A 12,704-nucleotide genomic window follows, 5' to 3' on the forward strand; every position below is an offset into this window, starting at 1 on the left:
GGAATGACGAGGTGGAGAGATCGTGCCGATATCCCATGGTTCGTTCGCGTGTTCGAAGTACCCGGCCGGAAGCCGACGGCACCGCCGTCATCCCCGCGCAGGCGGGGATCCGGGACGCCGCGCCGGTGCGGTCGACCGCGGCCGCCGCGGCGTACGGGATCGCCCGGTTGAACCGGGGATGAAAGCGGTGGGGCGGATGGTCCGCTGGAGCGGCCCGGGTCAGCCGTTGCGACCCAAGTCTCGTAACCGATGCCCCCTGACCCATGCTCCGTAACGCCGCCGTAACCCCTCCTCGCGACCATCCCGGCGGCAACAACCGGTTTCGCAACAAGGTCAAAACCATTATGGTGCCGGACCATGTTGCCGCCGGGCGGTTCCGATTTCGAATTCAATCAACGGGTTATGGCCTGGTGACGCAGGTCAGGAGAGCGGTTTGACGCGCTATGTTTCGACCCGCGGGGAAGCCCCCGCGCTCACCTTCTGCGATGTGATGCTGACCGGGCTCGCCCGTGACGGCGGCCTGTACGTGCCCGAGACCTGGCCGCAGCTGACGCCCGCGACGATCGCGTCGTTTTTCGGCCGGCCCTATTGGGAGGTCGCCGTCGAGGTCATCAAGCCGTTCGTCGCCGGCGAGATTTCCGACGAAGAGCTCGGCCGCATGGCCAACGAGGCCTATGCGACGTTCCGTCACCCCGCCGTGGTGCCGCTCGACCAGATCGCGCCGCATCAGTTCGTGCTGGAGCTGTTCCACGGCCCGACCTTGGCGTTCAAGGACGTGGCGATGCAGCTGATCTCGCGGCTGATGGACCACGTGCTGGCCAAGCGCGGCGAGCGCACCACCATCGTCGTGGCGACGTCAGGCGATACGGGTGGCGCGGCGGTCGAGGCCTTCGCCGGCCGCGACAATGCCGACCTCATCGTGCTGTTCCCGCATGGCCGCATCTCCGAGGTGCAGCGGCGGATGATGACGACGTCGGGCGCGGCCAACGTCCATGCGCTGGCGATCGAAGGTCATTTCGATGACTGCCAGGCGATCGTGAAGGGCCTGTTCAACCATCACGGCTTCCGCGATTCGGTCAGGCTGTCGGGCGTCAACTCGATCAACTGGGCGCGCGTCGTCGCCCAGGTGGTCTACTACTTCACCTCGGCGGTCGCGATCGGGGCACCCCACCGCGCCGTCGACTTCACCGTGCCCACCGGCAATTTCGGCGACGTCTTCGCCGGCTATGTCGCCAAGCGCATGGGCCTGCCGGTGCGCACGTTGCGCGTCGCGACCAACGTCAACGACATCCTCGCCCGGACGCTGACGACCGGCATCTACGAGGTGCGCGAAGTGCATGCGACGGCTTCGCCCTCGATGGACATCCAGGTGTCGTCGAATTTCGAGCGGCTGTTGTTCGAAGCCGGCGGCCGCGACGCCGGCACCGTGCGGCGGCTGATGGACAGCCTCAAGCAGTCCGGCCGCTTCGTGCTGCCGGATGCCATGCTGGCGGCGATCCGCGCCGATTTCGACGCCGGCCGCGCTGACGAGATCGAAACCGCGGCCGCGATCCGCGCCGCCTTCCGCGAGGCCGGCGATCTCGTCGATCCGCACACGGCGGTGGCGCTGGCGGTGGCCGATCGCGACGGCACCGATCTGTCGGTGCCGAACATCGTTCTGTCGACCGCGCATCCCGCCAAATTCCCCGATGCGGTCGAGGCCGCCTGCGGGATGCGGCCGCATTTGCCGGTGTGGCTCGAAGGGCTGATGAGCAGGCGCGAGGACATCAGGATCATGCGGAACGACCAGGCCGAGGTGGAGAAGTTCATCCGCTCGGTCAGCCGGGCCGCCAAGCAGGGAATTGCATGATGGGCGTGGAAGTCACCAAGCTGCCGACGGGGTTGACGGTCGTCACCGACACGATGCCGCATCTGGAGACGGCGGCGCTCGGGGTCTGGGCCGGCGTCGGCGGCCGCGACGAGAAGCCGGACGAGCACGGCATCTCGCATCTGCTCGAGCACATGGCGTTCAAGGGCACGACCACGCGCAGCGCGCGCGAGATCGTCGAGACCGTCGAGGCCGTCGGCGGCGATCTCAATGCCGGCACCTCGACCGAGACCACGGCGTACTACGCCCGCGTGCTGAAGGCCGACGTGCCGATGGCGCTCGACGTGCTCTCCGACATTCTCGCCAATCCGTCGTTCGTGCCGGAGGAGCTGGAGCGCGAGAAGAACGTGATCGTGCAGGAGATCGGCGCGGCGCAGGACACGCCCGACGACGTCGTGTTCGAGCATCTCAACGAGCTATGCTTTCCGGACCAGCCGATGGGCCGCTCGCTGCTCGGCACCGCCAAGACGCTGGAGGCGTTCGATCGCGACAAGCTGCACGGCTATCTGTCGACGCATTATCGCGGGCCGGACATGGTGGTCGCCGCGGCCGGCGCCGTCGATCATCAGCGCGTGGTCGAAGACGTGACGAAACGATTTGCCAGCTTCAATGGCGGGCCGGCGCCGAAGCCGCTGCCGGCGGCATTCGGCAAGGGCGGCTCGCGCGTCGTGCATCGCGATCTCGAGCAGGCGCATCTGACGCTCGCGCTCGAAGGCGTGCCGCAGGCCGACCCGTCGCTGTTCTCGCTGCAGGTGTTCACCAACATCCTCGGCGGCGGCATGTCGTCCCGGCTGTTTCAGGAGGTGCGCGAAAACCGGGGGCTCTGCTACTCCGTCTACACGTTCCACGCGCCCTATAGCGACACGGGATTCTTCGGCCTCTACACCGGGACCGATCCCGCCGACGCGCCCGAGATGATGGAGGTCGTGGTCGACATCATCGGCAACGCGGTGGAGACCTTGAGCGAGGCCGAGGTCGCCCGCGCCAAGGCGCAGATGAAGGCCGGGCTGTTGATGGCGCTCGAGAGCTGCAGTGCCCGTGCCGAGCAATTGGCGCGGCATATCCTGGCCTATGGCCGGCCGCAGACGTTGCAGGAGATGGTCGCCAAGATCGAGGCGGTCAGCGTCGAGAGCACGCGCGATGCGGCGCGGGCGCTGCTCGCACGCAGCAAGCCGGCGGTCGTCGCGCTCGGCACCGGCAGGGGTCTGGACACGGCGGTCACTTTCGCCGAAGGTCTGACCGGTTCGAGATCGAAAGCCCAACTGCACTGAACGTGGTGCGGCTCGGTGCGGTCCGCGCATTGCAATCCGCCAGCGCTCGGCATCGGAGATCTGGGGTGGGTCGGAGCAGGCTTCGACCCGGAAAGAGCAGGGGGAGCATCACAGATGGCCCTGTTTCGCTTGCCATCCAACGGACCGGCTGCGCTGGCTCCGCGCGGCCAGGGCCTGCTGTTGCGCGCGCCGCAGATGGCCGATTATGCGCAATGGGCGCGGCTGCGCGAGATCAGCCGCGACTATCTCACGCCCTGGGAGCCGATCTGGCCATCCGATGACCTGACGCGCTCCGGCTTCCGCCGCCGGCTGCGCCGCTATGCCGAGGACATCTCGGCCGACCGCTCCTATCCGTTCATCGTCTTCCGCGAGCAGGACGGCGCCATGCTCGGCGGCATCACGCTCGCCAATGTCCGCCGCGGCATCGTTCAGGCCGGCACCATCGGCTATTGGATGGGGCAGCCGTTCGCGCATCATGGCTATATGACGGCGGCGCTGCGGCTGCTGCTGCCGACCCTGTTTGGCGAGCTCAATCTGCACCGGGTCGAGGCGGCCTGCATCCCGACCAATACGCCGTCGATTCGCGTGCTGGAGAAATGCGGCTTCACCCGCGAGGGCCTAGCGCGTCGCTACCTCTGCATCAACGGGGTCTGGCAGGACCATTACCTCTACGGCCTGTTGCACGAAGATTTCCGGGGGTAGCAATCGTGATCGGGATCGCCGCGGGAGAGGCCGATCGGGGCTGGTTCCGGCCTCTGAAATGGGTATAGACGCCTGGGCTGGGCGACCGAGTTGCCGGGGATATCAGACGATGCGAGAGACGAGCGTGATCAGGGCTGGGACGTTGGCAGCCGTGCTGCTGGCCTTGGGAGCCGCCGGCGCGGCGCCGCCGGCAGCCGCCCAATCGCTGACCGACCGCTTCAAGAGCCTGTTCGGCGGGGGCTCCGACAACAAGGGGCAGGAGAACCTGCCCGCCAGCGGCGGACCGCCGGTCGATCCGACCGAGGGCCTGACCTGTCCGCCGGTCAGCATTCGCGCCGGCGCCTCGACCTACGCCGTGGCCGCGCCCGGCAAGCAGGCCGTTGGCAACGACGTCCGGTTCCAGGCGTCGATCACCAAGACCGCGCGCGAATGCAGTCTCAACGGGGCCGAAATCACCGCCAAGATCGGCATCCAGGGCCGCATCGTTGCCGGCCCCGCGGGCGCGCCGGCGAGCGTCGACATTCCGATGCGCATCGCCGTGGTCCAGGGCGGCATCGGCGAGAAGGTGATCGCGACCAAGTCGTATCGCACCACGGTGCAGATGACCGAGGACGGCAGCGTGCCGTTCACGATCGTCGCCGAGGACATGGTCTATCCGGTGCCGCCGCCCGGCGCCAATGCCGACAATTACGTCTTCTACATCGGCTTCGACCCGCAGGCGCTGACCCCGGAGCGGCCGCACGGCAAGAAGCGGCGGTGACGATTGCCGTGGCGCGAGGCGCTCGCCGGAGAGCGTGAATAGCAAAAGGCCGGTGCGATGGGATCGCACCGGCCTTTTGAAGTTGATGGATGGAGACGGACTGCCGCTCAGTTCAGCTTGCGGCCGACTTCCGCGATGCCTTTGGCGACGAGGTCTTCGCCAAGAGCGCCCTTGACCGACTGCGACAGCACGGTCGCGGCGGCCTGGACGGCGGCCTCCGCCGCAGCGGACCTGACGTCGGCGAGAGCCTGGGCCTCGGCGAGGGCGATCTTGCCCTCGGCGGCCTTGGTGCGACGGGTGACGAAGTCTTCCATCTTGGCCTTGGCCTCCGCCGCGATGCGCTCGGCTTCCGCCTTCGCGCTGGTGACGATCTCCTCGGCCTCACGTTCGGCGCTGGCGCGGCGGGTCTTGTAATCGGCGAGCACTTTGGCCGCCTCTTCCTTGAGCCGCTTGGCCTCCGCCAACTCGGATCTGATGCGCTCGGAGCGATTGTCGAGCGCCTTCAGGACCGTGCGATGGACACCGAGATAGGCGAACAGGCCCATCAGGATCACGAAGGCAATCGCAACCCAGGTTTCCGGATCAGCGAGCAAATGCATCAGGCTGTTCCCTTCAACGATGCATCGACCGCAGCCTCGACCGTCTTGGCCGCGGGGGCCTTGCCGGTGAGCTGCTTCACGATCGCGCTGGCTGCGTCTGCGGCGATGCCGCGGACATTGCTCATTGCGGTCGTGCGCGTGGTGGCGATGGACTTCTCAGCCGCCGCGAGCTTGGCCGCGAGGCTGTCTTCCAGCGCCTTGCGCTCGGCGTCCGAAGAAGCCGCGAGCTTCTCGCGGGTCTCCGCTCCGATCGCCTGGGCACGGGCACGAGCCGTCGCCAGCTCGCTCTCATACGCCTTCATCGCGGCTTCGGATTCATCCTTCAGCCGCTGCGCTTCAGCCAGATCGCCGTCGATCGACTTCTGGCGGGCGTCGATGACGGCCCCGACCTTCGGCAGCGCCACACGCGAAACGATCACGTACAGCGCCACGAAGGCGATCACCAGGGAGACGATCTGGGAGGGAAAGGTTTCCTTCTGGAAGGGAGGGAAACCATGCCCGCCATCGGCCTCAGTATGGGCGCTTGCGGTGCCCTTGGCCTCGCCGCCCTTGGCCTCGCCATGACTTTCAGCCACGGGCTTCTCCTGTCCGGCTCAGGCCGTCTTAGACGGCGTACAGCAGGAGCAGGGCGATCAGCAGCGAGAAGATGCCGAGCGCTTCGGTCACCGCGAAGCCGAAAATCAGGTTGCCGAACTGGCCCTGAGCGGCCGACGGATTGCGCAGAGCGGCCGACAGGTAGTTGCCGAAGATGATGCCGATGCCGGCACCCGCGCCACCCATGCCGATGCAGGCAATGCCCGCGCCAATGTACTTCGCTGCAACCGGATCCATGAAACGAACTCCTTTGAGGGGTTTGGTAGAGAGGGCCGGATCAGTGGCCCGGATGGATAGCATCGTTGAGATAGATGCAGGTGAGGATCGTGAAGACGTAGGCCTGGAGGAACGCGACCATCAGCTCGAGGCCGGTCAGCGCGACCGTGAGGCCGAGCGGCAGCAGCGCGCCGACCTTGCCGACGAAGCCGAGCGCGCCGAGCATGGTCACGAAGCTCGCGAACACCTTCAGGGTGACGTGGCCGGCCAGCATGTTGGCGAACAGACGGACGCTGTGCGAGATCGGGCGGGAGAAGAAAGAGATGATTTCGATCACGACCACCAGCGGCAGGATCACCGCGGGGATGCCGGACGGCACGAACAGCTTAAAGAACTTCAGGCCGTTCTTGTAGAAGCCGTAGATGATGACCGTCAGGAACACCAAGAGCGCCAGCGAGAAGGTGACGATGATGTGGCTGGAGACGGTGAAGGTGTAGGGTATGATGCCGACGATGTTCGAGACGAAGATGAACATGAACAGCGAGAACACCAGCGGGAAGAACGTCATGCCGTGCGAGCCGGCGCTGGTTCTGATGGTGTTGGCGACGAATTCGTAGGACAGCTCGACCACCGACTGGAACCGGCCCGGCACGAGCGCACGCCCGGCGGCCATCATCATGACGGCGATCAGCACGACCGCGAGCAGCATGTACGCGGACGAGTTGGTGAAGGTGATCTCCTGATTGCCGATATGGCCGATCGTGAAGATCTTGTTGAGGTGGAATTGATGGATCGGATCGATCATCCGCGTGGCGTCTCATTGTTCACCGGCCACGCCGGCGCTTTGCAATTCACTCGTTGGTCTTCCGCGCCGAGGTCTTCCGCGCATGCCTCACTGGCGGGGCCTGTCGGGAGCTATGCCTGCGGATCTCACCACGTTCAACACGCCGGCGGCGAAGCCGAGCAGGAAAAACACGATGAATCCGAAGGGCGATGTCGACAGCAAGCGGTCGAAGCCCCATCCAAGCACCGCGCCGACGAGGACACCGGCAATCAACTCGGACGACAGTCGCAGGCCACGCGCCATGGCCGAAGCCCTGGCTGCAGTGTCACCGCTGCCGATTCCAGGTTGATCAGTCCCGATCGAGCGGCCGTCGCGAATTTCGGACAACCGTTGGTCGAGACTTCCGAGCCTTGCGGAAAGCGCAACCTCATCGGGCGACTTGTCGCGATCCTTGTGTCCGCTGCTCTCGTTCGTGTCATCCGCCATGTGCCATCCGCCACGTGTGGAGACCCGACCCGGCCGCGAGTTTCAGGAATTAGCGCCCCATCGCCCTTTAAAGCCGGGCGGACCATACTGACCGCATCCCCCCAAGTCAAGATTGCGTGTTGAACTGTTAGATGCCTGAATTTACACGTTTTCTCGGCTTTTTCGTCAGATCGGTCGCGCGTGTCACCGCGCCGCATCAACAGTGTTGTGTGCGGCTGCGATCTTGCACCTGTCAGTGCCCTCTGATCCGATGTCGCTGACTTCCAACCGGCACGGGAACCCGCATGTCGCGCCAGATCGATTACTATTTCTCGCTGCAGTCGCCATGGGCCTATATCGGCCACCGGCTGTTCCGCGACATCGCCGCGAGCCACGGCGCGACCGTCAACCTCAAACCGGTCATGCTGGTGGATCTGTTCGCCGAGACCGGCGGGCTTCCGCTGGCCAAGCGCCATCCGGCGCGGCAGCGCTATCGCATCGTCGAGCTGAAGCGGTGGCGCGACAAGCGCGGTCTCGATTTCCACATCCAGCCGAGCAACTGGCCCTTCAACGCCCGGCTCGCCGACGGCGTCGTCATCGCGGCGCAGCAGGCCAGCCTCGATCCCGAGCCCTATCTGCAGCGCGCCTTCCCGGCCATCTGGGAGCAGCAGCTCAATCTTGCGGATGCCGAGGTGATCGCCGGCTTGGCCGATGCAGCCGGTCTGCCGGGCCGCGATCTCGTGACGCAGGCGGCGACGGACGTGGTCGGGGCGGCCTACGAGCAGAACCGGCAGGACGCGATCGCGGCCGACGTGTTCGGCTCGCCGGCCTATGTGCTGGACGGCGAGATCTTCTGGGGGCAGGACCGCCTCGAGCTGCTGGCGGACGCGTTGAAATCCGGTCGCTCCGCCTATACGTCCGAAGCATAGGTGCGGCCTGTGGCAGGGGATCGCACCTGAGGCAACGTCATGGCCGCGACACAATGTCGGCGTGCATGGCGGCGGTTGCGAATGCGCCTGGGAGAGCCAGCCATGAGTCTCACGAAGCCGTACCGGCCGTCCCTCCTCGCGCTGCTGGCGTTGAGCTGCCTGGGCGGAGAGGCGTTTGCGGTCGAGGACACCGCGCCTGACGGCGACAAGGGACGCTATACGATGTCGACGACATCGGACGGCGTGATCCGGCTCGATACCAAGACCGGTGCGGTCTCGATGTGCAACAACAGCAGTGGATCGGGCTTTGCTTGTTACGCGGTGCCTGATGAGCGCGCCGCGCTGGACGCCGAGATCGGCCGTCTGCAGGCGGAGAATGAAAAGCTCAAGGGCCAGCTCGCGTCGCGCGATCAGAGCATCTCCGGCAAGATTGATGAGCCGCTGCCGAAAGATCAGGCGCTGCCCAAGTCCGATCAGTTGAGGAAAGCCGAACCCAGGACGGGGGACAAGCCGGGTGAATCGAAATCCTCCGATGGAACGCGCAAGCTCGAGATCCCGCTGCCCAGCGACCAGGACATGGACCGCATGATGGGGTTCCTCGAGCAGGCCTGGCGCCGGCTGCTCGACATGGCAACACGGGTGCAGAAGGACGTCTCGGGCAGGATCTGACCCCGGGGCGAGGAGGTCAGGCAGATGCCGGCAGCATCGATGTCGCGGACGGCGCCGTCGGCCGTCGCCGTCAACACGGTCGTGACGGCGGCCCTGACGGTGCAGACCTCCGGCCGCGGCTTCACCGACCTGACGCGCGAGGTCGCGGCGTTCCTGCGCGAGGTCCGTGCGAAGGAAGGGGTGGTGACCGCGTTCATCCGCCACACCTCGGCGTCGCTCACGATCCAGGAGAATGCCGATCCGACGGTGCTGCACGATCTCACCACGGCGCTGGCGCGGCTGGCGCCGGAGGATGCCGGCTGGATGCACGACACCGAGGGGCCGGACGACATGCCGGCACACGTCAAGACCATGCTGAGCGCGGTGTCGCTGCAGGTGCCGGTGCAAGACGGCCGCATGATGCTCGGCACCTGGCAGGCGCTCTATCTGATCGAGCATCGTGCGCGTCCGCATCGGCGCGAGGTGGTGTTGCAGTTCATCGGCGCGGCCTGAGGCCATAAAGAGAAAACCCGCGGGTCTGAAATGCGGAACGGCCGCGGAGTGATCCGCGGCCGTTCGTCGTTGGAGGCAGATGCGAGCGGGGTGCCGCTCGCCTCGTGATCAATTGGCCTGGATGTCGACGTCCTTGGTTTCCGGCAGGAACAGGAAGCCGACCACCGCAGTGATCACGGCGAAGAAGATCGGGTACCACAGGCCGGCATAGATATCGCCGGTCGAGGCCACGATCGCGAAGGCGGTTGCGGGCAGGAGGCCGCCGAACCAGCCGTTGCCGATGTGATACGGCAGCGACATCGAGGTGTAGCGGATCTTGGTCGGGAACAGCTCGACCAGCATCGCGGCGATCGGGCCGTACACCATGGTGACGAAGATCACCAGGATGAACAGCAGACCGATGATGGCGGCCACCTGCGGACGGAAGATGTCGAACGGATGCGCCATCTTGACGATCCCGGCGTCACCCGCCTTCGGATAGCCGGCCTCGCCGATCGCGGCCGTCAGCGCCGGGTTGCTGGTCTTCGCATCGGTGTAGGGCACTTCCTTGCCGTTGAAGGTGACCTTCACGCCGGAGCCGGCCGGGCCATAAACGGTCGAGTACCTGACCGAGGACTGGGCCAGGAAGGCGCGGGCGGTGTCGCAAGGCGCGGTGAAGACGCGGGTGCCGACCGGGTTGAACAGATCGCCGCAGCCGGCGGGATCAGCCACCACTTCCACCTTCGTCGCCTCGATCGCCTTCTCCAGGGCCGGATTGGCGTTGGTGGTGATCATCTTGAAGATCGGGAAGAAGGTCAGTGCCGCGATCAGGCAGCCGCCCATGATGATCGGCTTGCGGCCGATCTTGTCGGACAGCATGCCGAACACGATGAAGAAGCCGGTGCCGAGCAGCAGCGACCAGGCGATCAGCAGGTTGGCGGTGTAGCCATCGACCTTCAGGATCGATTGCAGGAAGAACAGCGCGTAGAACTGGCCGGTGTACCAGACCACGCCCTGGCCCATCGTGGCGCCGATCAGCGCCAGCAACACGATCTTGGCGTTGCCCCAGTTCGCGAACGCTTCCGTCAGCGGCGCCTTCGAGCTCTTGCCCTCGTCCTTCATCTTCTGGAACACGGGCGATTCGTTCAGGCGCAGACGGATCCAGACGGAGACGCCGAGCAGCAGCACGGAGACCAGGAACGGAATGCGCCAGCCCCATTTGGCGAAGTCGGCCTCGCCGATGATGGTGCGGGTGAACAGGATGACCAGCAGCGACAGGAACAGGCCCATCGTCGCCGTCGTCTGGATGAAGGAGGTGTAGTAGCCGCGCTTGCCCATCGGGGCGTGCTCGGCGACATAGGTCGCGGCGCCGCCATACTCGCCGCCGAGCGCGAGGCCCTGCAGCAGGCGCAGGCCGATCAGGATCACCGGTGCCGCGAAGCCGATGGTCTCGGCGTTCGGCAGCAGGCCGACGATGAAGGTCGACAGGCCCATGATCAGGATCGTGACCAGGAAGGTGTATTTGCGGCCGACGATGTCGCCGATGCGGCCGAACACGATCGCGCCGAACGGGCGGACCAGGAAGCCGGCGGCGAACGCGAGCAGTGCGAAAATGTCGCGGGTGGCTGCCGGATAGCCGCTGAAGAACTGCGCGCCGATGATCGAGGCCAGCGACCCGTAAAGATAGAAGTCGTACCACTCGAAGACGGTGCCGAGAGAGGAGGCCAGAATGACGAAGCGTTCGTCCTTCGTCATGCCTCCCGATCTCGCTTGTGTGGCTACCATTGTCGACATCGGCATTCGCTCCCCATGATTGTTGTGATGATGGCTTTCGCCTCCGCATGCCGGACTTGGACGGCGCAGGTCGCGGAGACCTTGCTCTTCAGTAACATTGCAGTGAAACCCGCCCCAATACGACTTTCGGCTCTGCCCTCGGCGGCGCGCGGGAAAGATGGGGACATTGCGCCGGATCAAGTTCGGTGAGCGGCCGTCGCGCTACCGATGTTGCGTTGCACAAGGTTCGGATTAACCGCCTTCCCTGCAAGTGGAATTGGACGCTTGCATGCAACCGGTGGCCGGGCGAGTATTTCCGGAAAACCGGGCGCGTGCAGTTGCAGCACGTCGTCGGTCTCGCAAGGTCAAGTCTGGATTCATGGCGGCTGCCAGCACCCATCTCGTCATTGCCGATGATCACCCGCTGTTCCGCAACGCTTTGCGGCAGGCGGTCGCGAGCGTGCTCGCGGAGGCCGTGGTCGACGAGGCCGGTTCGTTCGAGGACCTCACCGCGCTGTTGGAAAAGGATTCCGAGGTCGATCTCGTACTTCTCGACCTCACCATGCCCGGCATCTCCGGCTTCTCGGGCCTGATCTATCTGCGCGCGCAATATCCGGCGATCCCGGTCGTCATCGTGTCGGCGAGCGACGATGGCGCGACAATCCGCCGCTCGCTCGATTTCGGCGCCTCCGGCTTCATCCCGAAGCGGTTCGGTGTCGACACGCTGCGCGATGCCATCAAGAAGGTGATGGACGGCGACGTCTGGGTGCCGCCCGACACGGACTTGGCCGCCGGCGCCGATCCGGAGATGACGAAGCTGCGCGACCGTCTGGTGACGCTGACCCCGCAGCAGGTGCGGGTGCTGATGATGCTGTCGCAGGGGCTGCTCAACAAGCAGATCGCCTACGAGCTCGGTGTCTCCGAGGCGACCATCAAGGCGCATGTGTCGGCCATCCTGCAGAAGCTCGGCGTCGAGAGCCGGACGCAGGCGGTGATTGCGGCGGCGAAGATCGCGGGCAGCGCCTGGCGGCAGGACGCGCCAACGGGGAAGTAGGCGACGGGAAAATCTGGATGAGTCGTCATTCCGGATTCGGCTCTGCGAGCCGCCCCGGAATGACGACACCCCGCAGCTGTCTGCCGGAGGCGCCATTGGCCGGCGCTTGATGCCGTCTTGCAGTGTATGTGGACAGCGTCCATTCCGCACGCCTTCTGCTTCACTCGCGACACACCTTCACGGCCTCGCGGCGCACAGCGCGTCCGAGCTTTGCTCATTGTCCGCCCCCTCGAAGACAGAGGGCGCAGGGAAGGCCGGGCGCTGGCCGCGCCCGTGGCCCGCCTGCAGAAAAAAAGCAGGCGGCAGTCACCACAGGTCTGGCCGAACACACCCGGCCCTCCCTGCGCGATGGTTTTGACGGCTGCTCCGTGCTCTCCCCGGGGACCGGCGTTCTTGCCCCCGTCATCCGCAACATCGTCGCTACGGACTTGGCATCAGCACCGGGATGCCAGGACCACACGGCTTGACCGTGCGCGCCGGATCGTTCGTCCGCAGGACCAAGCCCGCTGCGACCCGACGCGCCCACCGCATCCCGCGCCCCACGTTCGTG

The 12,704-nt window shown here is 65.8% G+C and carries 14 protein-coding genes; 8 read left to right on the plus strand and 6 right to left on the minus strand.

Annotation, left to right across the window (positions count from 1 at the left end):
* The first annotated feature begins 433 nt into the window (after positions 1-433).
* The 4 genes from thrC to QX073_RS28270 all read left to right on the plus strand — a co-directional run bounded on the left by thrC (position 434) and on the right by QX073_RS28270 (position 4,600).
* Positions 434-1,849: a threonine synthase gene (gene thrC / locus QX073_RS28255; RefSeq protein ID WP_315827987.1), complete on the plus strand. Its 1,416-nt coding sequence runs from the start codon at positions 434-436 to the stop codon at positions 1,847-1,849.
* Complete coding sequence (locus QX073_RS28260) at positions 1,849-3,138, plus strand: pitrilysin family protein (RefSeq protein WP_315751523.1); 1,290 nt, start codon at positions 1,849-1,851, stop codon at positions 3,136-3,138. Before thrC ends, QX073_RS28260 begins: the two co-directional genes overlap by 1 nt.
* 114 nt (positions 3,139-3,252) lie before the next feature.
* Positions 3,253-3,840, plus strand: coding sequence for a GNAT family protein (locus QX073_RS28265; RefSeq protein ID WP_315717912.1), 588 nt, complete (start codon positions 3,253-3,255; stop codon positions 3,838-3,840).
* Between the two features lie 142 nt (positions 3,841-3,982).
* Positions 3,983-4,600 (plus strand): hypothetical protein, encoded by a 618-nt coding sequence (locus tag QX073_RS28270; protein WP_315717956.1) that lies wholly within the window; start codon positions 3,983-3,985, stop codon positions 4,598-4,600.
* A 107-nt stretch (positions 4,601-4,707) separates the two neighbouring features.
* On the opposite strand, the gene QX073_RS28275 is transcribed toward QX073_RS28270, so the two are convergent.
* The 5 genes from QX073_RS28275 to QX073_RS28295 form a co-directional block, all read right to left on the minus strand.
* Positions 4,708-5,199, minus strand: a complete 492-nt coding sequence (locus QX073_RS28275; RefSeq protein ID WP_315827988.1) for an ATP F0F1 synthase subunit B — start codon at positions 5,197-5,199, stop codon at positions 4,708-4,710.
* Positions 5,199-5,774 carry a F0F1 ATP synthase subunit B' gene (locus QX073_RS28280; protein ID WP_315717910.1) on the minus strand — a complete coding sequence of 192 codons (576 nt, stop codon included), beginning with the start codon at positions 5,772-5,774 and terminating at the stop codon, positions 5,199-5,201. Before QX073_RS28280 ends, QX073_RS28275 begins: the two co-directional genes overlap by 1 nt.
* A 28-nt stretch (positions 5,775-5,802) precedes the next feature.
* On the minus strand, positions 5,803-6,030 hold the full coding sequence (locus QX073_RS28285) for a F0F1 ATP synthase subunit C (protein WP_006615622.1): 228 nt from the start codon (positions 6,028-6,030) through the stop codon (positions 5,803-5,805).
* 40 nt (positions 6,031-6,070) lie between these two features.
* Complete coding sequence (locus QX073_RS28290) at positions 6,071-6,814, minus strand: F0F1 ATP synthase subunit A (protein ID WP_315735910.1); 744 nt, start codon at positions 6,812-6,814, stop codon at positions 6,071-6,073.
* An 87-nt stretch (positions 6,815-6,901) separates the two neighbouring features.
* On the minus strand, positions 6,902-7,279 hold the full coding sequence (locus QX073_RS28295; protein WP_315717908.1) for an AtpZ/AtpI family protein: 378 nt from the start codon (positions 7,277-7,279) through the stop codon (positions 6,902-6,904).
* Between the two features lie 284 nt (positions 7,280-7,563).
* Between QX073_RS28295 and QX073_RS28300 the strand changes: the two genes are divergently transcribed.
* The 3 genes from QX073_RS28300 to QX073_RS28310 all read left to right on the plus strand — a co-directional run bounded on the left by QX073_RS28300 (position 7,564) and on the right by QX073_RS28310 (position 9,348).
* Entirely contained in the window at positions 7,564-8,187 is a 624-nt protein-coding gene (locus tag QX073_RS28300; RefSeq protein WP_316170728.1) for a 2-hydroxychromene-2-carboxylate isomerase, read from the plus strand.
* A gap of 102 nt (positions 8,188-8,289) precedes the next feature.
* A complete protein-coding gene (locus QX073_RS28305; RefSeq protein WP_315828027.1) occupies positions 8,290-8,856 on the plus strand; it encodes a hypothetical protein in 567 nt (188 codons plus the stop codon).
* A 24-nt stretch (positions 8,857-8,880) separates the two neighbouring features.
* Positions 8,881-9,348, plus strand: coding sequence for a secondary thiamine-phosphate synthase enzyme YjbQ (locus QX073_RS28310; RefSeq protein ID WP_315751306.1), 468 nt, complete (start codon positions 8,881-8,883; stop codon positions 9,346-9,348).
* A gap of 108 nt (positions 9,349-9,456) precedes the next feature.
* On the opposite strand, the gene QX073_RS28315 is transcribed toward QX073_RS28310, so the two are convergent.
* Positions 9,457-11,127 (minus strand): MFS transporter, encoded by a 1,671-nt coding sequence (locus QX073_RS28315; protein WP_315717904.1) that lies wholly within the window; start codon positions 11,125-11,127, stop codon positions 9,457-9,459.
* A gap of 352 nt (positions 11,128-11,479) precedes the next feature.
* Here QX073_RS28315 and QX073_RS28320 point away from each other — a divergent pair, with 352 nt between their 5' ends.
* Entirely contained in the window at positions 11,480-12,154 is a 675-nt protein-coding gene (locus QX073_RS28320) for a response regulator transcription factor (RefSeq protein WP_316170729.1), read from the plus strand.
* Positions 12,155-12,704: the final 550 nt, after the last annotated feature.

It is taken from the genome of Bradyrhizobium sp. SZCCHNS3052, assembly GCF_032484495.1.
Taxonomy (GTDB): Bacteria; Pseudomonadota; Alphaproteobacteria; order Rhizobiales; family Xanthobacteraceae; genus Bradyrhizobium.